The organism is Curtobacterium herbarum, from assembly GCF_016907335.1.
GTDB classification, from domain to species: Bacteria; Actinomycetota; Actinomycetes; order Actinomycetales; family Microbacteriaceae; genus Curtobacterium; species Curtobacterium herbarum.
Genome location: NZ_JAFBBT010000001.1, coordinates 2,948,780 through 2,971,552, shown reverse-complemented (window position 1 = coordinate 2,971,552; position 22,773 = coordinate 2,948,780). Strand labels below are relative to the sequence as shown.

The window sequence follows — 22,773 nt, the reverse complement described above, 5'->3', positions numbered from 1 at the left end:
CCGAGCAGACCTAGATCTCGACCTCGTACGGCTCGCTGTGCAGGAGCTCGTGCACGCCGGAGATGACCTCGCTCGGGCGGAACGGGTACCGGTCGATCTCGGCCTGGTCGCTGATGCCGGTCATGACGAGGACGGTGTGGAGGCCCGCCTCGATGCCGGCCTGCACGTCGGTGTCCATCCGGTCGCCGATCATGCCGGTGTTCTCGGAGTGCGCGCCGATCCGGTTCATCGCCGACCGGAACATCATCGGGTTCGGCTTGCCCACGACGTAGGGCTGCTTGCCGGTGGCCTTCTCGATCATCGCGGCGATGGCCCCCGTCGCCGGCAGGACGCCCTCGGCGCTCGGGCCGGTCGCGTCCGGGTTCGTGACGATGAAGCGGGCACCGCCGAGGATCAGGCGGACGGCCTTCGTGATCGCCTCGAACGAGTAGTTGCGGGTCTCGCCGACGACGACGTAGTCCGGTGCGGTCTCGGTCATGATGAACCCGGCCTCGTGCAGCGCGGTCGTCATGCCCGCCTCGCCGATCACGAACGCCGAGCCGCCGGGCATCTGCGACCGGCAGAAGTCCGCCGTCGCCAGGGCGCTCGTCCAGATGCGCTCCTCGGGCACCTCGAGGCCCGACCAGCGCAGCCGGGCACTGAGGTCACGCGGGGTGAAGATCGAGTTGTTCGTCAGCACCAGGAACTCGGTGCCCTGGTCCTGCCACTGCCGGATCAGCTCCGGGGCGCCGGGCAGCGCCTGGTTCTCGTGGACGAGCACGCCGTCCATGTCGGTCAGCCAGCACTCGACCTCGTCGCGGGATGCCATGGGGTCAGCGTAGTGCTCGCGGCTGCGGGGGACCGGGTGTGCCGTAGGCTGCGGGGAACGCGTTCCCGTACGCGTACCGGAACACGAGGAGGACGCCGTGACCGAGACTGCGCCGGAGACCGCCGGACCGCGCCGCCGCGGCCGACCCCGCGCGCTGACCCGCGACCAGATCGTCGACGCGGCCACGGTGATCGCGAACGAGGAGGGCCTCGACCGCCTGAGCTTCCGCGCCCTCGGCATGGCGCTCGGCGTCGCCCCGATGACCGTGCACCGCACCATCGGCGGCCTCGACGACCTGCACGCCGAACTCGTCCGCCGCACGGTCGACGAGTTCACCGACACCTTCGTCTGGCCCGAGGACTGGCGCGACGTCGTCCGGGTCTTCGCCACCACCTTCCGCGACCTGCTCGTCCGGCACCCGCTGGTCCTCGAGTCGCACAGCAGCCGGGCACCGCTGGCCTCGACCGAGTCGGACGCCGTTGCCGCCACCGTCGTCCGGGCGCTCCGCTCGGCGGGCCTGTCGGACACCGAGGCGATGTACGCCTTCTTCGTCGTCTACGACTTCGTCGTCGGGCACACCGCCGTGCAGGTCGGGCGCGGCGACTCCGAGGCCGGGCGGCCCGAGCGGCACCGGCTGGTCAGCGAGATCCTCGGGCAGCACTCGTACCAGGCACGCTTCACGATGGGGATCGACGTGCTCCTCGACGGCATCGCCGCACGCGCGGCCCGCTGAGCAGTCGGGCATCGCGGCTGGGTCGTGCGTGTGCGCCCGGCGGGCGGCGTCCGGACGGGAGGCGCGGCGGACGCACCGTACGCTGGTCACGTGACCCAGGGCCTCCCGTCCGGCGACCTGCCGGAGCCGACGCCGGCGCTCCCACCCACCCACGAGGCGACGACGCACGGCGTCGGACCGCACCCGCGGCCGTGGCCCGAGGGCCCGCAGTACGACCCGGAACTGCTCGAGCTCGGCGACACCCGCAACGTCGTCGACCGCTTCCGGTACTGGAGCATGGCGGCGATCGTGGCCGACCTGGACACCCGTCGGCACGGCTTCGACGTGGCGATCGAGAACTGGCAGCACGACCTGAACATCGGGTCCATCGTCCGCACCGCGAACGCGTTCCTGGCCGGGACCGTGCACATCATCGGACGGCGGCGCTGGAACCGCCGCGGGGCGATGGTCACCGACCGGTACCAGCACGTGCGGCACCACGAGGACGTCGCCGCGTTCCTCCAGGCCATGCGCGCCGAGGGGCGGCCGGTCGTCGCGATCGACAACACGCCCGGCGCCTCGCGGATCGAGACGGCGGAGATCCCGGCGCGGTGCGTGTTCCTGTTCGGGCAGGAGGGGCCGGGGCTGACGGACGAGGCGGTCTCGGGCGCGGACGGGCACCTGGAGATCACGCAGTTCGGGTCGACGCGGAGCATCAACGCCTCGGCTGCGGCGGCGATCGTGATGCACAGCTGGGTCGTCCGGCACGCGGAGCTCCCCGCCTGACGGAGCGGCGGCGGGTCGCGGCCGGTGGCGTCGGCGGGCCGGTGGCGGCGGCCTCGGCGGGCCGGACTAGCGCTGTGCGGTCGTCCGGCGGGCGACGAGCCTCGGCTCGACGAGCACCTCGGTGGTGGGCAGCGCCGGGTCCGCGATCCGCTCGAGCAACCGCGCGCCCGCACCGCGACCGATGTCGATGCTCCGGTCGTCGATGCTCGTGAGACCGACGTACCGTGAGGCCGCGATCGGGGTGTCGTCGTACCCGATCACCGAGATGTCCTCGGGGACGCGGAGGCCTCTGTCGGCGATCGCGGACATCGCACCGAGGGCGGTCACGTCGTTCGCGGCGAACACCGCCGTCACGTCGGGGTGCTCGTCGAGCAGTCGGTGGGCGCCGGCGACGCCGGTCTCCTCGGTGACGTCGGCGGCAAGGACGACCGCGACCCCGCTGATCGAGGAATCGCCCGTGCCCGCTCCGGCGGCGGCGTCGATGCCCGCGCACCAGCCCTCGAGCCGGGCGTCACTGGCTGCCGACTGCCCGCCGACGAACCCGAGGCGCACGTGCCCGAGTTCGATGAGGTGCTCGGCCGCCATCCGTCCGCCGGCCAGGTCGTCGTTCGCCACGGTGTCGGCGCGGGGCAGCGCTGCCCGGCCTCCGGCGACGACGACCGGGGTGCTGGCGGGGACGACGAGGTCCGGGTCGGGTTCACCCGCGATCACCAGACCCTCGACGCGCATCGACAGGAACCCCTCGACGGGGGAGACGTCGAGGCCGGTGTTGAGGAAGCGGTCCGCGACGACGAGTCGGTGTCCCTGGTCCTGCAGTGATTCGCGGAGGCCGGTGAGCAGATCGACGAACCACTGGTTCCGGAAGTCGTCGAGCACGACGCCGATGGTCCGGGAGCGGGTGCCGGCGAGGGACACCGCCGCGGTCGAGGGGCGGTAGTCGAGCTCCTGGATCGCCGCCAGCACTGCTGCCCGACGCTGCTCGCTGACCCGCGGTGATCGCTGCAGCACGAGGGACACGAGCGACTTCGACACCCCCGCGCGAGCGGCGACGTCGTAGATCGTCGCGGGCTTGGTGTTCCCCATCGTCATCCTCGACCTCCGGCTGCGCACCCGCTGGGTGCGTCAGGCTCGATCGTACCGCTGTCGCGCTCCACGCCCGGGCCAGACCCGACCCGCGCGGCGCGCCCGCCGCCTGCCGCCCGCCGCCGACGGTGTCGTTCGGCTGCGCACAACGGAAGCCCGCCCGAACCACGGGATGCCGCGGTTCGGACGGGTTTCTGTTGGGCCCAAGCGCGGCCGAGCCGCGGCGGCCAGCCGCCGCCCCCCGCGCCCCGGGGCCCGCGCCCGCCGCGCCCCGCGGACGTCAGCCGATCAGGCTCGGCCGCAGGTCGCGCAGCGTCCGCGTCCGCGTCTGCCGCGCCGTGACCAGGTAGGACACGAGCAGCGCCCCGAGCAGCCAGCAGGTCAGGACGCCCGCGTCGCTCCAGGCCGTGGCGAGCGAACCGCCGTACATCGTCTGCCGGATCGCGTCGACGGAGTACGTCATCGGCAGGGCGAAGTGCAGCGCAGCGAGTGGCCCCGGCAATGTCTGCCACGGGAAGGTGCCGCCCGCGGTGACGAGCTGGATGAGCATGAGCACCAGGCCGAGGAACTGTCCGACCGAGCCGAGCAGCACGTTGAGCGTCATGATGATCGCCGCGAAGGTCGCCGACGCCAGGATCATGATGCCGACCGTCCCGCCGGCGTGCACCACGTCGAGGTCCAGCGCGTACCGGACGATCAGGAACAGCGCCGCCATCTGCACGACGCCGAGGAGCGCCGGGGTCAGCCAGCCGCCGAACACGATGCGGAGCGGCCGTCGCACCGCGGTGATCGCGCGCTTCGAGATCGGCTTGAGGATGAGGAACAGCGCGTACATGCCGATCCACGCGGCGAGCGAGATGAAGAACGGTGCCAGCCCGGCGCCGTAGTTCGACGCCGCGGCGACGTTGTCGTCCCCGACCTTCACCGGGTCCGAGATCACCTTCGCCTGCTGGGCGCGCTGCGATGCGTCCGAGGCCGGGATCTTCGTCCGGCCCTTGTCGAGCTGGGACGCCAGTTCCGAGGAGCCGGACTCGAGCGAGTGCAGTCCCTTCGCCAGGGACGTCGCGCCCTGGTCGGCCGAGGCCGCACCGGTCGCGAGCTGCGACGCTCCCGAGGACAGCTGCGGCGCTGCGGCCGCGAGCTTCTGCGTGCCGCCGGCGAGCTGCGCCGCTCCGTCGGACAGCGTCGACGCCCCGGAGGCCGCGGTCGCGATCCCGGAGGACAGCTGCGGTGCCGCGTTCGCGAGCGTCGTGGCGCCTTCCGACACCTGCTGCGCGCCGCTGTTCAGCTGGTCGATCTTCCCCGTCGTGGCGGCGAGCTGCTGCTTGGCGTCCGCACCGGAGCTGTTCGCCCGCTGCACGGCGGAGTCCACCGTGGCGGTGAGTGCCTGCTGCTGCGCCGGCGTGAGGGTGACGCCCTCGGGCAGGTTCGCCGTGATGTCGGCGATGACGGTCTTCGCGTCGAGCGGCTGGATCGCCTGCACGGTGGTGTTCGCCGTGTCCACCTGCCGTGCGAGTTCCGCGTTGCCGGCGGCGACCTTCGCCGCCCCCTGCGCGAGCTGCTGCGTCTGGTCCGGCAGCGCGGCCGTCTGCTGCTGCGCCGACCGGAGGCCCGTGGCCAGCGAGGCCGCACCGGTCGCCACCTGCTGCGCGCCGGAGTTCAGCGTCGCGGTCTGCGACGGCAGCGCGGCCGTGCTCGACGCCAGGGTGGAGGCGCCGGCGGAGAGCTTCGCGGTGCCGGCCTCGAGCGAGTCGGCCCCGTTCGCGGCGGTCGTCGCTCCGGAGGCGAGCTTGCCCGCCCCGTCGACGGCGTCGCCCAGGCTGTCCCGGACGTCGGCGAGTCCGACGAGCAGCGTGCTCGCGGCTTCCTTCCCGACCCGTTCGGCGACGGCGATCCGCATGGTCTTGCCGGCCTGCTCCGCGATGGTCGAGGCGAGGTACGAGTTCGTGTCCGCCGTGGTCATCACGAGCTCGGCGCGCTTCGGGTCGTCGGACTGCGCCGAGGCGAGGGACTCCGAGAAGTCGTGCGGGATCGTGACGACGAAGTCGTACGTGCCGTTGCGGACGCCGGAGCGGGCGTCGGCGGCGGTGGTGCGCTTCCAGTCGAAGGCCCCGCCGTCGATGGCCTGCTTCGCGACGTCCTTGCCGTAGTCGACGTGGTCGCCGTCGAGGGTGGCGCCGGCGTCCTGGTCCACGATGGCGGCCGGGATCTGGTCGAGCTTGGCGTACGGGTCGCGGTTGGCCCAGAGGTAGGCGCCGCCGTAGAGCAGCGGCACGCACATCAGCGCGATGAACGCGAGGCGGGCGAGCGGGGTGGCGGTCAGACGCGCGAGTTCGGCGCGGACGAGCGAGGGGATGGTCACGAGCGGGTCTCCAGGGGAGCGGTTGCGTCAGTTGCGTCTGCGGTGTCGGTCGGGAGGCCCGTGTCGGGCCCGCCGGTCCGGGTCGCGTCCTCGGGACCCTCGGTGGTGGTGTCGATGTCGGTGTCCGCCGCGCCGTCGCGCGGCTCCTGCGGTGCGCGCGGCTCGTCGGCGATGGTGTCGAGCAGGGCCGAGGCCGTCTCCGCCGCGGCCTTCGAGGTCACGAGCACGACGGTCACCCCGCGTCGGGCGATGTCGCGGACGACGGCGAACCAGTCCGCGACCACGCCGCCGTGCCGCTCGGGGGCGGTGATGACGAGTCCGGTGACGTCGGGCCGCAGGAGCGCCAGTTCGGCGAGCAGCCGCACGCGGACGTCGGTCGGCACACGCTGCACGTGGGTGTCGGCCCAGCTCGTCATGCCGAGTTCGTCGAGCACGGTCGCGACGTCGCTGCGCGAGGGTCGGCGTCCGGCGAACGCGAGCTCTTCGTGCACGATGCGCTTCAGGCTCATCACCGGGAACGGCTCGGCGACGCCCGGGGTGTCGACGAGGGCGAACGCGCGTCGGATGCCCGCGGGGTCGTCGTGTCCGTCGAGCAGGACCCGGCCGGTGTCGGGCGTCATCCGCCCGCCGGCGACCAGGGACGCCAGCACGGGGGCCTGTTCGGTCTCGACGGCGACGATGCCCGGGTGTCCGGGGGCGGCGACGGCACTGACGGCGGGCAGTGCGGCGCCGGGTTCGGTGCCGATGCCGACGGCGGCGAGTTCGAGCGTCATGCGGGGTCCTCCGGGAGGGTGGCGGGGAGAGCGAGCAGGGCGGTGCGCCAGTCGACGCCCGCCATGCCGAGGGCGGAGAGGACGACCGTCCGGCGGCCGGCGTCGCCCGGGGTGGCGGAGCGCGTGGCTTCGTCGAGGACCGCCAGGCACGCGCCCTCGACCAGGCGGCCGAGGGTCGCGGCGTCGACGTCGTCGCGGAGGGTGCCGTCGGCGATGCCGAGGGCACAGGCATCACGCACCTGCTCGCGCAGCGGCGCGAACACCGTGGCGACGGTCTCGACGAGCGGACCGCGGACGGCGATGACCGCCATCGAGCGGACGTGCGAGACCTCGGTCCAGAGGGTCACGGCGATCGCGGCCAGCCGGGAGGCCGGGGCCAGCCCGGCGAGGTCGGCTCGGCTGGGCATCGCGGCGAGGATGCGTTCGGCTCCGCCGGCCACGACCTCGCGCATGAGGTCGTCGCGGGAGGGGAAGTGTCCGTAGATCGCACGTCGGGACAGTCCGGCATGGGCGGCGATCGACTCGAGTGAGGCGTCCGGATCGGCCTGCAGGAGGGTTCGGGCGGCCTGGACGAGGGCGGCCCGGTTCTCGGTCGCGTCCCGTCGTGGCGCGCGTGCCGGCCGGTCGGTGGAGGTCATGCACCCCATCGTAATAACCTGCACACCGGTGTGCAACTTTGGAGAACCACAGGTTCTGTCCCCTGAACTGCCGACTCCCCGAGCTGGGGACGAGCACATAGCTTCATCAGAACTTCACCCGGAGTTCGGACAACCCAGGAGTGTGCTGCGTGCCCCAAGTGACACCACCCACCAACCCTTCCCGCCGGTACCGCTCCTCGCGGCTGCTGACCTCGATCGTCGCCGTGGCGGCACTGGCCTGCGGTGGACTCGCCGTCGGCGGTGCAGCCTCCGCGGCACCGGCCACCGCCACCTCGGCCGGCTTCAAGCTCGCCGCCCCACTGCGGAACGCGTCCCCGACGAAGACCGTCAGCGCCTTCGTCCGCACCACGGGCGCCGGGGCACTCGAGGTCGACGCGCAGGCGAAGGGCGGCGACCTGACCCGGTCGAGGACGCCGTCGTCCGCCGCGAAGAGCCGGCTCTCGACGATCCGCTCGACCAACGCGGAGGTCCTCGGTGCCGTCAAGGATGCCGACCGCAAGGCCGCTGAGCTCTACTCGACCGAGTACACCGTCCCCGGCGTCGCGATCGTCGCCGACGTCTCGGCCTTCACCGAGATCGCGAAGCGCTCGGACGTGCTGAGCATCGCGCCGCTGCTGCCGAAGAAGGTCGTCCAGCCGGAGCGGAACGCCTCGGCGGACGCCGCACCCTCGGGTGTCGACCCCGACCGCGTGACGGCCGGTGCCGACGGCGTCACGCCGAAGAACGCCGCGAGCGACCTCTACACGAAGGCCGTCGACGCCTGGACCCAGACGGGTCGCACCGGCAAGGGCGTCAACGTCGCCGTGATCGACACCGGCCTCGACTACACCCAGGCCGACTTCGGTGGCCCGGGCACCACGGCCGCCTACCAGGACGCCCTCGCCAGCACCGGCGCCCCGTCCTCGAGCTGGTACGACCCGTCGAAGTTCCTCGGTGGCTACGACTTCGCCGGCGCCACGTACAACGCGAACCCGTCCGACCCGGACACCTACGACCCGGTGCCCGCACCGGACGCCAACCCCATCGACGGCAGGGGCGGCGACCACGGCACCCACGTCGCCGGCACGGCCGCCGGGTTCGGCATGAACGCCGACAAGACGACCTTCCGCGGCGACTACTCGACCCTGACGCCGCAGCAGGTGCAGGACATGTGGGTCGGCCCGGGCAGCGCGCCGCAGGCCGGCCTCTACTCGCTGAAGGTCTTCGGTGACGGCGGCGGCTCGACCGACCTGACCGGTGCCGCGCTCGACTGGGTGGGGCAGGCCCTGACCGAGGGCAAGAGCATCAACGTCATCAACCTGTCGCTCGGCTCCGACTACGGCGCAGCGGACGACCCCGACAACGCGAAGATCGACGCGCTCACCGCCCGCGGTGTGCTGCCCGTGGTCGCCGCCGGCAACGCGGACGACTTCACCGACATCGGGGGATCGCCGGGCAACGCCGCCGGTGCCCTGACCGTCGCCGCGAGCGCGACCGGGCAGAGCCTGTTCGACGGTGTCGCGGCGACCGCCCCGGCCGACGTCGCGAAGACCTGGCGCGCGCAGTACTCGCAGGACTACCAGGGCACGCTGCCGGTCGAGGGTGACGTCGTCGTCCCGACCACCGACGTCGACGGCTGCACGGCGTTCAGCGCCGACCAGGCCGCCGCGATCGCGGGCAAGATCGTCTGGCTCAAGTGGACCGACGGTGCCCTCGAGTGCGGCTCCGGCGTCCGCTTCGCCAACGTCGCGGCCGCTGGCGGTACCGGCGTCCTCCTCGCCGGCACGGTGAACACCTTCGACTCGGGCATCGCGGGCAACGCGACCGTCCCGGGTGCGGAACTGACCCGTGACAGCGTGACGAGCCTCCAGGCCGCGGCGACGGCTGGGACCCTGCACGTCCGGTTCGCGGACGAGCTCAAGGGCTTCCAGCTCGCCACCGACGCCGAGACGGTGAACACCCTGGCGTCCTTCAGCAGCCGCGGTGAGCACGGTTCCTACGGTGACGTCGTCAAGCCGGACATCGCCGGCCCCGGCGTCAACGTGATCTCGGCCGCCAACGGCACCGGCAACGACCGGCTGTCGCTCAGCGGCACCTCGATGGCCACCCCGCACGTCGCCGGCGTCGCCGCGCTGGCGTTCGAGGCCCACCCGGGCTGGACCGCGCCGGAGATCAAGGCCGCACTCATGAACACGGCCACGCACGACGTGCGCCAGAGTGCGACGGACGGCCAGTCGGCGACCCTGCTCCGCCAGGGCACCGGTCGGGTCGACGCGCTCCAGGCCGTGCAGGACGGCACCACCGTCCGCAGCCAGGAGAACGGGCAGCTCGTCACGGCGTCCTTCGGCGTCGTCGAGGTCGGCGCAGCGACCACCGAGAAGCGCACCCTGCTGGTGCGCAACACCTCGGCCACCGCGCACACCTACCGCGTCGCCTACGAGTCGCGGATCGCGCAGCCCGGCGTCGCGTTCACGCTGAGCGCCGACACGGTCACGGTCCCCGCCGGCGGCACCGCCACGGTGACGGTCACCATGACGATCGCCGACCCGACGCTGCTGCGGAAGGTCATCGACCCGACACAGGTCGCCGTCGAGGGCGGCACACCGCGGGAGTTCGTCCCGGCCGCCACCGGCCTGGTCACGTTCACCCCGGCCGCCGACGGCGTCACGCCCCTCCGACTCGGCGTCTACGCCGCGCCGGAACCGGTCAGCGCCCGGCACGCGGGCGACGTGGGGTTCACGGGCACCGGACGCACCAGCACCATCACGATGACCGGCCGCGGCCTGTCCCAAGGAACCGGGGCGACCGGCTACCAGGCACGCGTCGCACCGTTCCAGCTCGGGGGCACCGACCCGAAGGAGTCGTTCCCGGACGGCACCGCGAAGCAGACGCTCGCCGGCGCGGACATCCGCGCCTTCGGCGCCAACTCCACGGCGCTCGGCCTGGCGGACAACTCGAAGGGCATGGTGTCCTTCGGGGTCCAGACCGACGGCGCCGAGTCGAACCCCGGCCAGTCGAACAACGTCGAGGTGCTCATCGACACGAACCGCGACGGCGATCCCGACTACATGACGTACGACACGAAGTCGGCGACGGCGGACGTGACCATCGTCAAGACGCTCGACCTGCACCAGAAGGACCCGAAGAAGCAGGTCGTGGACACCCGCCCCCTCGGCGGTGTCGCAGCCGGTGTCGACGTCAACACGTTCGACTCCGCGGTCAAGGTGCTGCCGGTGTCGCTCGCGGCGCTCGGCTACACGGCGAAGTCGAAGTCCGGGGTGTTCGACTACTCGGTCGTGACCGAGTCGTCCTACTCACCGACGCTGCCGACCGCCGCGTCCTCGGTGGTCGACGAGACGACGAAGGCGACGTTCAACGCCTTCCAGCCGGCGGTGTCGTTCAAGGCCGACGGTGCGTCGACCCTGACGTACCCGGACACCGCGATCTCGGCCATCCGGTCCTCGGCCACCTCGACCTCGGCGAAGGTGCTCCTGCTGCACCTGCACAACGCGCCGGGCGACCAGGCGGACCTGCTCAGCACGACCTCGGACACGCCGAAGCTCGCGCTGGTGTCGGGTCGCGTGGCCGTGACCGGCTCGCTCAAGGTCGGGACGAGGATGCACGCCCCGACCGGCACCTGGAACGCCAACGGCATCACCTTCACCCGCCAGTGGCTGCGGGACGGCAAGAAGGTGAGCGTGACGACGTCGACCTACAAGACGACGAAGGCCGACATCGGGCACCGGCTGTCGTTCGTCCTGACGGCGAAGAAGTCCGGGTACACGTCCGCCTCGGTGACCTCGCCGCAGTCGGGGAAGATCACCCGGTGAGCGCTGCCGCGCGAGCCTGAACTCGACACGAGCGGGCGGTCCGGGAACGGGCCGCCCGCTTCGTCGTCCGCGTGTCCCCAGTTCGTGGGCGGGATGTGCGCTCACGGGACACGTAGTTAGCCGAACTAGGTACTTCGTGACACTGTTGCAGCATGCGAACGAACACCCTGGTGCAGCTCCGGCAGAACCCGATGGAGTGGCGTCGACGCGGCCTCACCCCGCCGGACGCCATCCAGGCCATGGTGGAGGAACGACTCGCCCAGCCGGGACACACCCAGCCGGTCGGGGACCCCTCCTACGCCGACTTCTTCCTCGGCTGACGCCGCGGTCGCGACGCGACCACCTGACGGACGGGAGGCCCGGTACCAGCTGGTACCGGGCCTCCCGTCCGTCGGACGGCGACCGGGCACCCGCCGTCGTGCCGGTGACGCGGAGATGGCCAGCCGATAGACTCGGGTGGACCACCGGCCGGGACGGCCGTGTGCGGTCCTCCGCCAACGTGAGGAGAACCAGATGCCCGCAGCAGTCATCATCGGCGCCCAGTGGGGCGACGAGGGCAAGGGGAAGGCCACCGACCTCCTCGGCTCCCGCATCGACTACGTCGTGAAGTTCAACGGCGGCAACAACGCCGGACACACGGTCGTCGTCGGCGGCGAGAAGTACGCGTTGCACCTGCTGCCCTCGGGCATCCTGACGCCGGGCGTCACCCCGGTCATCGGCAACGGCGTCGTCGTCGACCTCGAGGTCCTGTTCCAGGAGCTCGACGCGCTGAAGGCCCGCGGCGTCGACGTGTCGAAGCTCCGCGTCTCGGCGAACGCCCACGTCATCACGCACTACCACCGCACCATCGACAAGGTGACGGAGCGCTTCCTCGGCAAGCGCCAGATCGGCACGACCGGTCGCGGCATCGGCCCGACCTACGCCGACAAGATCAACCGCGTCGGCATCCGGATCCAGGACATCTTCGACGAGAACATCCTGCGGCAGAAGGTCGAGGCAGCACTCGACCAGAAGAACCACCTGCTGGTGAAGGTATTCAACCGCCGGGCGATCGACGCCGAAGAGGTCGTCGAGTCGCTGCTGTCCTTCGCCGACCGGCTCCGGCCGATGGTCGCGGACACGGCCCTCGAGATCCACCGGGCACTCGAACGCGGTGAGACCGTCCTGTTCGAGGCCGGCCAGGCCACCATGCTCGACGTCGACCACGGCACCTACCCGTTCGTGACGTCCTCGTCCGCGACGGCCGGTGGCGCCGCGACCGGCTCGGGCATCGGCCCGGGCAAGCTCGAGCGCATCATCGGCATCGTCAAGGCGTACACGACCCGCGTCGGCGCCGGCCCGTTCCCGACCGAGCTGTTCGACGAGTCGGGGGAGTTCCTCCGCGCCAACGGCTTCGAGTTCGGCACCACCACCGGGCGTCCGCGTCGCTGTGGCTGGTACGACGCCCCGATCGCCCGGTACACGGCGCGCATCAACGGTGTCACCGACTTCGTGCTCACCAAGCTCGACGTCCTGACCGGGCTCGAGACGATCCCGGTCTGCGTCGCGTACGAGGTCGACGGCGAGCGTGTGGACGAGGTCCCGGTGTCGCAGTCGGACTTCCACCACGCCAAGCCGGTGTACCAGGAGTTCCCCGGTTGGACCGAGGACATCACCGGCGTGCGTACCTTCGAGGACCTGCCGAAGAACGCGCAGGACTACGTGCTGGCGGTCGAGGCGATGTCCGGCGCACGGATCTCGGCGATCGGTGTCGGTCCGGGCCGCGACGCGATCGTCGTCCGGCACGACCTGCTCGGCCAGGGCTGAGCATGCGGATCCTCTTCGTCTGCAGCGGCAACATCTGTCGGTCGCCGCTCGGTGCCCAGGTGCTCCAGGAGCGTCTCGGTCCGGCCGCGTCCGCGCACGTCATCGAGTCGGCCGGCACCATCGCCGACGACGGTGCCGTGATGGACGGTGCCGCGGCCGCGCAGTCGGTGCGCCTCGGGGGACACCCGGAGGCGCACCGCTCCCGGTACCTGACCGAGCGGATCGCCGGGTCCGCCGACCTGGTGCTGACGGCCGAGCGCTCCCACCGGTCCGCGGCCGTGCAGCTCGCACCCCGGGCCGCCAAGCGGGCGTTCACGATCAAGCAGTTCGCGCGGGTGCTCGACGGTCTCGAGCCCGGCGACCTGGCGGACGTGCACTCGCCCGAGGCCCTGGTCGAACGGGTCGCCCGGCTGCGCGGGACCGTGCCGCCGCCCGCCGACCCGGCGGACGACGACGTGGACGACCCCTACCGTCGCGCGGAGTCCACGCACGTGCGGGTCGCGGACGAGATCGACACCGCACTGACGACGATCGCGGACGCCCTGCGCGCGGTGTCCTGACCGCGGGCGGCTCGCGGCGACGTCCTGCGCGCTGTACCCCGGCCGCGCGGTCATCCGGATGACGAGTACCCCGTTCGGCCCCGCTGTACCCCGATCGGCGGACCACGAGGCCCGGAACTCCGGGCCTCGTGGATGAACATCCGGGGCTGAACCCGTGAATCGACGGGCCTCGCTGTCGACGGCTGCGATCGGTGTCGTAGCGTTCACGTACTGCACCACGTACCCCGAACACGACAGGAGAGCGCGATGAGCACGACCATGAACCGGGCCGCAGCCGGGACCGACGTCACCCTCGACACCGAGACCGTCGACATCGTCGCTGTCCTGGAAGCCGAGGCCGCCAGCAGCGCCCGCGCCTCCCGCGCGAAGACCACCTGGACGCTCGAGGGCGACGACGAGTGGGTCGCCAACTACGGCGGCTACTTCGGCGGCTCCGTCGACAAGCGCGACGGCCGCTACGTCGCGTCGGACACCTTCGGCCTGGTCGTCGGCGACTTCACCTCGCTCGAGGACGCGCAGAACGCGCTCGCCGGGCACCTGCACGTGATGCTGCCGTCGGTCATCCGCCCGACTGCGTAACGCTCTCCGCTCTCCAGACGACGCCCCGCTGGCCACTGGCCGACGGGGCGTCGTGCTTGCTGCGTGCGTCGTGCGTGCTGCGCGTGTGCGGCGACGTCACGTCACTCCGGCAGGCGGTACGACCCCACCGTGATCGCGTGCGCACCCTGCCCGGCGAGCACCCGGACGACCGCGTCGGCCCGGGCCCGGTTCGGCACCGAGTCCTTCGCGGCCCACGACGCCAGGGCCGACTGCAGCTCGTGGCCGTTCGTCACGATGCTCGTCGTCACCGTGCCGCTGCGGTCCTCCGGCTGCACGAACGTCGCGGCCGAGGGCGCCGAGTAGAAGACGCACGTGTCGAACCAGGTGCGGGACACTCCCGTCTGCTCGTCGACGAACCGGGCGAGGCGTCGGGCCTGCACCCGCACCTGCTGGGCCGGCGACGACCCCTTCGCCTTCACCCGGACCTGCCACCAGTTCTCGGCCTCCTGCTCGTGGTTGAGCACGGTCCGGCTCTGCACCTGCACGGCGAACGGCGGAACCAGGGACGACTCGTCGACCAGGTTCCGGAACGCCGGGTGCACCTCGCTCGGTCGGCGCCCGTCGAACACGATGCCGCCCCACCGCTTGCTCTCGATGACCAGGCCGCGGCCGGACTCGGACACGAGCACGTGGTCGGCCTGCGCCACGAACTTCCGCCGCGACCCCTGCTCGGTCTCGCCGACGGGGACGAACACCACGTTCGTCATGAGCACGCCGCTCACGCCGGCGGCTCGGCAGGCTTCGAGGATCGCCTGCTCCGAGGCCGCTTCCCACTTCATGCCCGTCCGCAGCAGTGCACGGCTCTCCTCAGCCTCGGACACCGCCTCTCGGCGACGGGCGTCCGCGGCGGCGACCTGGGCGTCCCGGTCGGCCTGCACCCGCGCGGTGGCGTCCCGGTGCTCGGCCTCGCGCCGGGTGAGCTCCGCGGCACGCTCCCGGTCGGCGGCCTCGAGTTCGGCGCGGGCGGTGGTCTGGTGTCGCCGCAGGAGGACCACCAGGACGACCACCACGACGGCGAGCCCCCCGGCGACCAACCACGGCACGAGGTCGTCGGTCATGGCACCACCCCACCACGGTCGTCGGCCTGGAGGCGCGTCCTGCGTCGGCGCGTCCTGCGTCGGCGCGTCCTCGTCACCTCCGCCGGACGCTCAGCCCGCCGACGCCGAACCCGACCCGGCGAACCGGTCCGTCGTCTCGAGCAGCGCGTCGAGGATCCCCGGCTCGTCGAACGCGTGCCCGGCGTCGTCGATCAGCCGGAACTCCGCCGACGGCAGCGCCCGGTGCAGGTCCCACGCGGTGACCGCCGGGGTGCACATGTCGTAGCGCCCCTGCACGATGACGGTCGGGATGTCCCGCAGCCGGTCGGCGTCGCGGATCAGCTGGCTGTCCTCGAACCACCCGTCGTGGGTGAAGTAGTGGTTCTCGATCCGGGCGAACGCCAGCGCGTACGTCGGGTCCGCGTACCGGGCGACCAGGTCCGGGCGGGGCAGCAGCGTGATCGAGGCCGCCTCCCAGCTGGCCCAGGCGACCGCCGCGGGGCCGTGCACGGCGGGGTCCGGGTCGGCGAGCAGCCGCTCGAACACGCGGACCAGGCCGCCGGGCAGTCGTTCCTCGGGCGCCAGGGGAGCGAGGTACCCCTCCCACAGGTCGGGCAGCACGTTCGCGGCACCCCCCTCGTAGAACCAGTCGATCTCGCTCGGCCGCAGCGTGAAGATCCCGCGGAGCACGAGTTCGGTGACCCGCTCCGGGTGCGTCTCGGCGTACGCCAGGGCCAGCGCGGACCCCCACGAGCCGCCGAACACCTGCCACGCGTCGATCCCCAGGTGCTCGCGCAGCCGCTCGATGTCGCCGACCAGGTTCCACGTCGTGTTCGTCGACAGGTCCGTGGTCGGGTCGCCGGCGTGCGGCAGGCTCCGGCCGCAGTTGCGCTGGTCGAACAGGACGATCCGGTAGCGGGCCGGGTCGAACAGGCGGCGGTGGTCGGGGGAGCAGCCGGCCCCGGGCCCGCCGTGCAGGAAGACGACGGGCTTGCCGTCGGGAGCGCCGCACTCCTCCCAGTACACCTGCTGGCCGTCGCCGACGTCGAGCATGCCGGTTCGGTTCGGTTCGATCGGTGGGTGGAGCTGGCGCACGGGCGTCCTCTCGGCAGTGGCGGGAACGGGCGGGTCGCTGCCACCGTACCGCCGCCCGTGACGCGACCGGACGGCGGACGGGAGGCGCGGGGCGGGCCGGGTGTGGGCCTCCCGGCCGCCGTGGCGGGCCCGTGCCACGATGGGCCCGTGCCTGTCGTCGAGTCCCGCTGCGTCGTCCCGGTCGAGGTGGCGGTCGCGTTCGCCGTCTCGCAGACCCAGGGCGCGATCCGGAAGCGGTGGGACCCGTTCATCCGCCGCCAGCACCTGGTCGGCGGCGCGACCGTGCCGGGCAAGGGCGTCCGCACCTGGACCGTGCAGCGGTTCGGCTTCGCGATGGAGAGCGAGTACGTCTCGTACAACCCGCCGTCGAACGTGGGCATGAAGATGACGAAGGGCTCGTGGTTCTTCGAGCGGATGGGCGGCGGCTGGCGCTTCAGCCCGGCCGAGGGGCAGCCGGGGCACACGCTGGCGGTCTGGCGCTACAACTTCACCTGTCGGCCCAGGTGGCTGGCACCGCTCGCCGAACGGATCGGCGTGCTCGTGCTGCAGCGGGACATCGACCGGCGCATCGCAGGGTTCGCGCGCGGCTGCTCCGACCCGGTGGTGCTGGCGCACGTGGCGGGGACCCCCGCGGCCTGAGTCGCGGTGCCCGGTCGGTGCCGAGCGCCGGCGGCGGGACCGGTCAGAACCAGCGCAGGACGAACTGCTCGAGCACGTTCCGGGCGACCGCGACCGGACCACTCGCCGGCTCGCCGCTGTCCTTGCCGATCGCCCGGAGCAGCGCGGTCTGTGCCTGCTCGTAGTCGCGCCGCTGCTCGCCGGAGTAGTCCTCGGGCGGGGTGGTCCGGCTCGTGCTGACCGACTCCAGCTGCCGCATGCCGTACCGGAAGCCGACCGGGCGCGGGGCGGAGTCGATCAACTGCGCCAGCCGCATGTGCGGGTAGCGATCGGGGGCGCCGGACGCCGCCGCGATGCAGTCCGTCAGTCCGCGCAGGCCGGCCTCGGCGCCACCCGTCCGCAGGTGCACGAGCCGCGCCCGGCTGCAGAGGTCGTAGAGCACTGCCTCGTCCATGCGGTCCCCTTCCGTCCACCGACAGCGTGGCACAGACACCGCCGCAGCGGGACTCCTCCTTTCGATGCAGGTCCGACAGGTGCCTCCCTCCGCCGGTCGTCCCGGAACGGCGGAGTTCCTAGCGTCGACGTCATGACGAACACCATCGAAGCCCGGTCGACGACCGGCACCCCGCGGCAGGACCGCCGCGGCGTCCGGGGCGTGATCACGCGGCACCCCCTGCTGACCTTCTTCACCCTCGCCCTCGGCCTGAGCTGGCTGGCCTGGGTGCCGTACATCCTGTCGCCGCACGGCGTGGGCGTGTGGGACCTCCACTTCCCCGAGGTCCTGGGCACCGCCCAGTTCAGCGGCGTCCTGCCCGGCGCCCTGCTCGGCCCGCTGGGCAGCGCGTTCATCGTGACCGCGGTCGCCGACGGTCGCACCGGCCTCCGCCGCTGGGTGGGACGGCTGTTCCGCTGGCGGGTCGCCTGGTACTGGTACGCGCTGGCGCTCGTCGTCGTGCCGGGCCTGGTCGTCGTCTCGGCGATCCCGTTCGCCGGCGGGGACGTGCACGCCCCCTCCGCCCTGGCGCTCTCGGCCCTGGTGCCCGGACTGGTCATCCAGCTGTTCTCCACCGGCCTGAGCGAGGAGCCCGGCTGGCGCGACTTCGCCCTGCCCCGCCTGCAGCACCGCTTCGGTGGACTCGGTGCCGCCGCGGTCCTCGGTCCGATCTGGGCGCTGTGGCACATGCCGCTCTACCTCAGCGACTGGGGCGGATGGCCGGACGCGCACTGGAGCGAACCGGTCGTGTTCGCCCTCTTCACGATCACGTTCAACGTCGTGATGGTCCAGGTGTTCAACAAGACCGGCGAGAGCCTGCCCCTGGCCATGCTGCTGCACGTCGGGCTGAACAACACGATCTCGTCGCTGTTCCCCGAGATGTACCCGAGCATGACCGGCGGCACGCTGATGATCGGCCTGACGATCATGTCGACCGTCGCCGCCGTGGTGCTGCTCGTCGTCACCCGCGGCCGACTCGGCTACGACCCGGCGCGTCGGGCGCTGCCGATCGACGCCCCGATCCCGTCGCGTGCCACCACGAGCCTCGTAGGATCGCACGATGGCAACCGCTGAGCCGCGCCGGAGTGCGCCCGAGGCGGCGCCCGCGTCCGTGTCGCCTGCGTCCGTGTCGCCTGCGCCCGCGCCGGCCGGCCGGCCCCGCGCGCTCTGGGTCGTCGCGCTCGTCACCTTCGCGGTCGCCCTCGCGCTGATGCTCGCCCTGCCGCCGCTCGACGCCGCCGATCCGGACCCGGTCGGCCCTGTCTCCCGCTACCCGGCCGTCGCCAGCGCGGCGTGGACGATCCTGTCGCTCGGCCTCGCCGCCCAGTCCGCCGGGTTGCTCCTGGCCCGACGGGCGCCGCGCACCATGCTCGTCGTCGCGGCGGCGATCCCGATCGCGGTCGCGGCGCTCGCCCCGCGGTCGTTCGACCTGTTCGGCCTCACCACCCTGCCGGTGGTCGTCGCCGTCGTGCTGGTCGCGCTGCGGGTCCCGCTCGCCCGGCTGTGGCCCGCGCTCGCTGCAGCGTCCGTCCTGGTCGTCACCGGGGGAGCGGTGTTGTGGGCGCTGAACGCGGGCGGCTTCCGCGCCGACTTCGTCCAGGGCCTGACCGGCTCGATCGGGCAGGGCGTCCTGCAGGCCGTCGGCGCGATCGGGCTGCCGCTCCTGATCACCCTGGTCGTGCTGTCCCGCCGCGAGGTCCGCGCCGCCCGCACCGCAGAGGCCACCGCCGTCGACCGGGAGGCCGACGCCCGCATCGACGCCGCGGTCTCCCGCGAACGCGCCGCCATGGCCCGGGAGCTGCACGACATCGCCGCCCACCACCTGTCCGGCATCGCCCTGATGTCCGCCGTCATCGACCGCCAGATCGACACCGACCCCGAGCGTGCCCACGAGGGGGTCCGCCAGGTCCGGGAGCAGAGCACCGCCGTGCTCGAGGACCTGCGCCGCCTGGTCGGCCTGCTCCGCGACGACAGCCCCGCCGAGCGCGCGGTCGAGACCGTCGCCGGGGTCGTCGACCTGGTCGAACGGGCCCGGTTCCGCAGCGACGTCCGACTCGACGTCCTGCCAGCGGCGGCCGGCCCCCGTGCGTCGCGCCCGCTCGGCGACGGCGTCGGACCGCTCGCCCAGCTCGCCGCCTACCGCACCGTCCAGGAGGCCCTCGCCAACGCCGCCCTGCACGCCCCCGGAGCGCCGTGCACCGTCACGATCGACGACCGCGCCGACGACCACCTCGCGATCCGCGTCGAGAACGGGCCGGCCACCGTCCCCGCGGTCGGCAGCACGCCGGCGGGGGGAAACGGGCTGCGAGGCATGCGTGAGCGGGCAGAACTGGTGGGGGCGAGCCTCCAGGTCGGTCCGACGGACGCCGGCGGCTGGACCGTCAGCCTGCGTCTCGGCCGGGAGGACCTGCCCACCCCCGCCCCGCCGGTCACGGACGCGGACACCGCGGCCCGACCCGCGACCGACGCCACGGAAGGCCCCCGATGACCGACACGACGCCCGACGGCCCGACGATCCGCGTCCTTGTCGCCGACGACCAGCCCCTCGTCCGCGCCGGCGTCTCCGCCCTGCTCGACGCGGAACCGGACATCGAGGTGGTGGCCGTCGCCGCCGACGGGGGCCAGGCCCTCGAGCTCGCCCGGAGCACCCGGCCGGACGTGGCGGTCCTCGACATCCGGATGCCGGTCCGGAACGGCATCGAGGTCGCCCGCGAGCTCTGCCGGCCCGACGCCGACCCGGCCGTGCCCGCGCTCATGCTCACCACGTTCGACATGGACGACCTGGTGTTCGGCGCCCTCGAGGCCGGGGCGTCCGGGTTCCTCCTCAAGGACGCCGAACCCGACGTCATCATCGGTGCGGTGCGGCAGGTCGCGGCCGGCAACGGCACCCTCGACCAGGCCCTCACCCGGCGGGTGCTCCGCGAGTTCGCCTCCCGCCGGAGCCTGCAGCCCGTCACCGGGGACCGGGTCGACGGCGTCCTCACCGCCCGCGAACGCGACGTGCTGCTGCTGCTCGCCCAGGGGATGTCGAACGAGGAGATCGCTGCGTCGCTCGTCGTCGAGGTCTCCACGGTGAAGTCGCACCTGGCGCGCATGCTGCCGAAACTCGGCGTCCGGTCGCGCCTGCAGGCCGTCGTCTGGGCCTACCAGAACCGGATCGTCACCGTCCCGGAACCGGACGCGTAGAGCCGATCGGCGCTGGCACGCGTGCGCCTCGCGACCTGCTGTCACTCCACGGGTGCATGATGAGCGCGGCCGTCGTCCGCACGGCCCGGACTGGAGAGCACCACCGTGACCGAGACCCGCGCCTCGTCGCAGTCGTCAGACCACCCCTCGGGTGGGCACGACTCCCAGCCCGGTGACGCCGGCCCCGGCGACGACGCCACGCACCCCGCCAAGGCCGCGCAGCGGCCCACCAGCCGGGAGGCCCCGGGTCGCCGTGGCAAGGCCGGTCTCGCCCTCGCGGCGCTCGGCGTCGTGTTCGGCGACATCGGCACCAGCCCGCTCTACTCGATGCGCACCGTGTTCAGCGTCGACGGCGGCATCGTCCGACCCGTCCCGGAGGACGTGTACGGCGTCATCTCGCTGCTCTTCTGGTCGATCACCATCGTCGTGTCGATCAAGTACGTGCTCGTGCTGATGCGCGTCGACAACCACGGTGAGGGCGGGGTGATGGCGCTCGCCGCACTCGCCCGACGCCTGCACGCCAACCGGCCCGGCGGCACGACGGTGTTCCTGATCATCGGCATCGTCGGCGTCTCGCTGTTCTACGGCGACTCCGTGATCACCCCGGCGGTGTCGGTGTTGTCCGCGGTCGAGGGCCTGGGTACCGCTGCCCCGTCGGTCGAGCACCTCATCGTGCCGATCGCGGCCGTGATCCTCATCGGGCTGTTCATCGTGCAGCGATTCGGCACCGCGAAGGTCGGCGCCTCGTTCGGCCCCGTCATGCTGCTCTGGTTCGTCGTCATCGCTCTCGCCGGCATCCCGCGCATCGTCGAGCACCCGGGCGTCCTGCAGGGCCTGTCCCCGACGTGGGCGATCGCGTTCCTGTTCGCGCACCCGTTCATCACCTTCATCGCGATGGGCGCCGTCGTCCTCGCCATCACCGGAGCCGAGGCGCTGTACGCCGACATGGGCCACTTCGGGCGGATGCCGATCCTCCGGGCCTGGTTCTTCGTGGTGTTCCCCGCGCTCGTCTGCAACTACCTGGGCCAGGCGGCGCTGGTGCTCGAGGACCCGACCGCCACGAAGGACCCGTTCTTCCTGCTGTTCCCGAACTGGGCGCAGCTGCCCGTCGTGATCCTGGCGACCGCGGCGACCGTGATCGCCAGCCAGGCCGTCATCTCCGGCGCGTTCTCGCTGACCCGTCAGGCCGTGCAGCTCGGACTGCTGCCGCCGCTGACCATCCGCCAGACCTCGAAGCGCGAGGGCGGCCAGGTCTACCTGCCGGCCGTCAACCTGCTGCTCTTCATCGGCGTCATGGCGATCATGCTGGCGTTCCGGTCGTCGGCTGCACTCGCCACCGCGTACGGCGTCTCCGTCACCGGTGCCCTGGTCGTCGACACCCTGCTGCTGCTCGTCGTCGTCAAGCCGCTCTGGCGCTGGGCGACCTGGAAGCTCGTCACCGTCGCCGTGGTGTTCGGCGGCCTGGAGCTGACCTTCCTCGCGGGCAACCTGTCGAAGGTCCTGCACGGCGGATGGGTGCCGCTGCTCATCGCCCTCGCCGTGATCACCCTGATGACGACGTGGCACCGCGGCCGGCAGCTCGTGCAGATCGAGCGGCGGAAGCGTGAGGGCTCGCTCGCCGAGTTCATCGAGACCGTCAACGCCGACCACATCCCGCGCGTCCCGGGCATCGCCGTGTTCCCGCACCCGAACAAGGAGACGACCCCGCTCGCACTCCGGGCGAACGTCGAGCACAACGGCGTCGTGCACCAGCGGGTCATCATCGTGTCCGTCCTCACCGCGAACGTGCCGCACGTGGCGCTGGAGGAGGCCTTCCGTCGCGACGAGCTCGGCTACGACGACGACGGCATCGACCACATCACCATCACGTTCGGGTTCTCCGACGACCAGGACCTGCCCGCCGCGATGCGTGCCGCGTGTGCCGGTGGCGTGATCGACCTGTCGCAGGAGGACATGTCGAAGGCGTCGTACTTCATCTCGCGCGGCGCACTCCGGACCGGGGCGGGCAAGGGCGGCATGGTGTCGTGGCGGCGGAAGCTGTTCGTCGCGATGGCGCACAACGCTGCCGACCCGGCCGCGCGGTTCGGGCTGCCGCTCCGCCGCACGGTGACGATGGGCAGCGACGTCGAGGTCTGACGCGCGCCGCGCCGCGCCGCGCGCCGCGCGCCGCGCCGCGCGCCGCGCGCCGCGCCGCGCGCCGCGCGCTGCGCCGCGCGCTGCGCCGCGCGCTGCGCCGCGCGCTGCGCCGCGCGCTGCGCCGCGCGCTGCGCCGCGCGCTGCGCCGCGCGCTGCGCCGCGCGCTGCGCCGCTCGCCGAGCCTCGGCTGGGCGGACACATTGCGCCCGTCGGCAGCCGCAGAGTGTCCGCCGGGCCGAGCCTCGGCGTG

General features: G+C 72.6%; 20 protein-coding genes. 12 read left to right on the top strand and 8 right to left on the bottom strand.

Translation table 11 applies throughout. From position 1 onward, the window contains the following. Positions 1-10: 10 nt before the first annotated feature. Positions 11-808: an HAD-IIA family hydrolase gene (locus JOD51_RS14145; protein ID WP_204609576.1), complete on the bottom strand. Its 798-nt coding sequence runs from the start codon at positions 806-808 to the stop codon at positions 11-13. A gap of 97 nt (positions 809-905) precedes the next feature. Between JOD51_RS14145 and JOD51_RS14140 the strand changes: the two genes are divergently transcribed. Then, a complete protein-coding gene (locus tag JOD51_RS14140; protein ID WP_204609574.1) occupies positions 906-1,541 on the top strand; it encodes a TetR/AcrR family transcriptional regulator in 636 nt (211 codons plus the stop codon). 90 nt (positions 1,542-1,631) lie between these two features. Continuing rightward, complete coding sequence (locus tag JOD51_RS14135) at positions 1,632-2,306, top strand: TrmH family RNA methyltransferase (RefSeq protein WP_372378172.1); 675 nt, start codon at positions 1,632-1,634, stop codon at positions 2,304-2,306. 66 nt (positions 2,307-2,372) lie between these two features. Here JOD51_RS14135 and JOD51_RS14130 read toward each other — a convergent pair whose 3' ends face one another. The 4 genes from JOD51_RS14130 to JOD51_RS14115 form a co-directional block, all read right to left on the bottom strand. After that, positions 2,373-3,389: a LacI family DNA-binding transcriptional regulator gene (locus tag JOD51_RS14130; protein ID WP_204609572.1), complete on the bottom strand. Its 1,017-nt coding sequence runs from the start codon at positions 3,387-3,389 to the stop codon at positions 2,373-2,375. A gap of 280 nt (positions 3,390-3,669) precedes the next feature. Further along, positions 3,670-5,751, bottom strand: coding sequence for a YhgE/Pip domain-containing protein (locus JOD51_RS14125; RefSeq protein WP_204609570.1), 2,082 nt, complete (start codon positions 5,749-5,751; stop codon positions 3,670-3,672). Then, a complete protein-coding gene (locus JOD51_RS14120) occupies positions 5,748-6,524 on the bottom strand; it encodes a hypothetical protein (protein WP_204609568.1) in 777 nt (258 codons plus the stop codon). The genes JOD51_RS14125 and JOD51_RS14120 overlap by 4 nt, the downstream gene beginning before the upstream one ends. After that, a complete protein-coding gene (locus JOD51_RS14115; RefSeq protein ID WP_204609566.1) occupies positions 6,521-7,162 on the bottom strand; it encodes a TetR/AcrR family transcriptional regulator in 642 nt (213 codons plus the stop codon). Before JOD51_RS14115 ends, JOD51_RS14120 begins: the two co-directional genes overlap by 4 nt. 149 nt (positions 7,163-7,311) lie before the next feature. On the opposite strand from JOD51_RS14115, the gene JOD51_RS14110 reads away from it, so the two are divergent. The 5 genes from JOD51_RS14110 (at position 7,312) to JOD51_RS14090 (ending at position 13,937) form a co-directional block, all read left to right on the top strand. Continuing rightward, positions 7,312-10,992, top strand: coding sequence for a S8 family serine peptidase (locus JOD51_RS14110; RefSeq protein WP_204609564.1), 3,681 nt, complete (start codon positions 7,312-7,314; stop codon positions 10,990-10,992). Between the two features lie 152 nt (positions 10,993-11,144). After that, positions 11,145-11,312 carry a hypothetical protein gene (locus JOD51_RS14105; RefSeq protein WP_204609562.1) on the top strand — a complete coding sequence of 56 codons (168 nt, stop codon included), beginning with the start codon at positions 11,145-11,147 and terminating at the stop codon, positions 11,310-11,312. Between the two features lie 193 nt (positions 11,313-11,505). Next, the gene (locus tag JOD51_RS14100) at positions 11,506-12,798 is read left to right on the top strand and encodes an adenylosuccinate synthase (RefSeq protein ID WP_204609560.1); all 1,293 of its coding nucleotides are present in this window, start codon (positions 11,506-11,508) and stop codon (positions 12,796-12,798) included. A gap of 2 nt (positions 12,799-12,800) precedes the next feature. Further along, positions 12,801-13,358: an arsenate reductase/protein-tyrosine-phosphatase family protein gene (locus tag JOD51_RS14095; RefSeq protein ID WP_204609558.1), complete on the top strand. Its 558-nt coding sequence runs from the start codon at positions 12,801-12,803 to the stop codon at positions 13,356-13,358. Positions 13,359-13,604: 246 nt separating this feature from the next. After that, a complete protein-coding gene (locus JOD51_RS14090) occupies positions 13,605-13,937 on the top strand; it encodes a hypothetical protein (RefSeq protein WP_204609556.1) in 333 nt (110 codons plus the stop codon). 101 nt (positions 13,938-14,038) lie between these two features. Here JOD51_RS14090 and JOD51_RS14085 read toward each other — a convergent pair whose 3' ends face one another. Both JOD51_RS14085 and pip read right to left on the bottom strand, forming a co-directional pair. Next, the gene (locus tag JOD51_RS14085) at positions 14,039-15,016 is read right to left on the bottom strand and encodes a hypothetical protein (protein ID WP_204609554.1); all 978 of its coding nucleotides are present in this window, start codon (positions 15,014-15,016) and stop codon (positions 14,039-14,041) included. Positions 15,017-15,106: 90 nt separating this feature from the next. Then, positions 15,107-16,090 carry a prolyl aminopeptidase gene (gene pip, locus JOD51_RS14080; RefSeq protein WP_204609552.1) on the bottom strand — a complete coding sequence of 328 codons (984 nt, stop codon included), beginning with the start codon at positions 16,088-16,090 and terminating at the stop codon, positions 15,107-15,109. A gap of 147 nt (positions 16,091-16,237) precedes the next feature. Between pip and JOD51_RS14075 the strand changes: the two genes are divergently transcribed. Next, complete coding sequence (locus JOD51_RS14075; RefSeq protein ID WP_204609550.1) at positions 16,238-16,729, top strand: SRPBCC family protein; 492 nt, start codon at positions 16,238-16,240, stop codon at positions 16,727-16,729. A gap of 43 nt (positions 16,730-16,772) precedes the next feature. On the opposite strand, the gene JOD51_RS14070 is transcribed toward JOD51_RS14075, so the two are convergent. Beyond that, positions 16,773-17,162, bottom strand: a complete 390-nt coding sequence (locus JOD51_RS14070) for a hypothetical protein (protein WP_204609548.1) — start codon at positions 17,160-17,162, stop codon at positions 16,773-16,775. A 132-nt stretch (positions 17,163-17,294) separates the two neighbouring features. On the opposite strand from JOD51_RS14070, the gene JOD51_RS14065 reads away from it, so the two are divergent. From JOD51_RS14065 to JOD51_RS14050, 4 genes are all read left to right on the top strand, one after another. Continuing rightward, complete coding sequence (locus tag JOD51_RS14065) at positions 17,295-18,275, top strand: type II CAAX endopeptidase family protein (protein WP_204609546.1); 981 nt, start codon at positions 17,295-17,297, stop codon at positions 18,273-18,275. After that, positions 18,262-19,689, top strand: coding sequence for a sensor histidine kinase (locus tag JOD51_RS14060; RefSeq protein ID WP_204609544.1), 1,428 nt, complete (start codon positions 18,262-18,264; stop codon positions 19,687-19,689). Before JOD51_RS14065 ends, JOD51_RS14060 begins: the two co-directional genes overlap by 14 nt. Further along, positions 19,686-20,387, top strand: a complete 702-nt coding sequence (locus JOD51_RS14055) for a response regulator (protein WP_204609542.1) — start codon at positions 19,686-19,688, stop codon at positions 20,385-20,387. The genes JOD51_RS14060 and JOD51_RS14055 overlap by 4 nt, the downstream gene beginning before the upstream one ends. Positions 20,388-20,492: 105 nt before the next feature. Then, entirely contained in the window at positions 20,493-22,523 is a 2,031-nt protein-coding gene (locus tag JOD51_RS14050; RefSeq protein ID WP_204609540.1) for a potassium transporter Kup, read from the top strand. The last annotated feature ends 250 nt before the right edge of the window (positions 22,524-22,773 follow it).

Excerpts from the sequence above, each read along its gene's own strand:
- JOD51_RS14145 (WP_204609576.1), bottom strand. The coding sequence starts at position 808 with ATGGCATCCCGCGACGAGGTCGAGTGCTGGCTGACCGACATGGACGGC.
- JOD51_RS14130 (WP_204609572.1), bottom strand. The coding sequence starts at position 3,389 with ATGGGGAACACCAAGCCCGCGACGATCTACGACGTCGCCGCTCGCGCG.
- JOD51_RS14120 (WP_204609568.1), bottom strand. The coding sequence starts at position 6,524 with ATGACGCTCGAACTCGCCGCCGTCGGCATCGGCACCGAACCCGGCGCC.
- JOD51_RS14115 (WP_204609566.1), bottom strand. The coding sequence starts at position 7,162 with ATGACCTCCACCGACCGGCCGGCACGCGCGCCACGACGGGACGCGACC.
- JOD51_RS14105 (WP_204609562.1), top strand. The coding sequence starts at position 11,145 with ATGCGAACGAACACCCTGGTGCAGCTCCGGCAGAACCCGATGGAGTGG.
- JOD51_RS14100 (WP_204609560.1), top strand. The coding sequence starts at position 11,506 with ATGCCCGCAGCAGTCATCATCGGCGCCCAGTGGGGCGACGAGGGCAAG.
- JOD51_RS14095 (WP_204609558.1), top strand. The coding sequence starts at position 12,801 with ATGCGGATCCTCTTCGTCTGCAGCGGCAACATCTGTCGGTCGCCGCTC.
- JOD51_RS14090 (WP_204609556.1), top strand. The coding sequence starts at position 13,605 with ATGAGCACGACCATGAACCGGGCCGCAGCCGGGACCGACGTCACCCTC.
- JOD51_RS14085 (WP_204609554.1), bottom strand. The coding sequence starts at position 15,016 with ATGACCGACGACCTCGTGCCGTGGTTGGTCGCCGGGGGGCTCGCCGTC.
- JOD51_RS14070 (WP_204609548.1), bottom strand. The coding sequence starts at position 17,162 with ATGGACGAGGCAGTGCTCTACGACCTCTGCAGCCGGGCGCGGCTCGTG.
- JOD51_RS14065 (WP_204609546.1), top strand. The coding sequence starts at position 17,295 with ATGACGAACACCATCGAAGCCCGGTCGACGACCGGCACCCCGCGGCAG.
- JOD51_RS14060 (WP_204609544.1), top strand. The coding sequence starts at position 18,262 with ATGGCAACCGCTGAGCCGCGCCGGAGTGCGCCCGAGGCGGCGCCCGCG.
- JOD51_RS14055 (WP_204609542.1), top strand. The coding sequence starts at position 19,686 with ATGACCGACACGACGCCCGACGGCCCGACGATCCGCGTCCTTGTCGCC.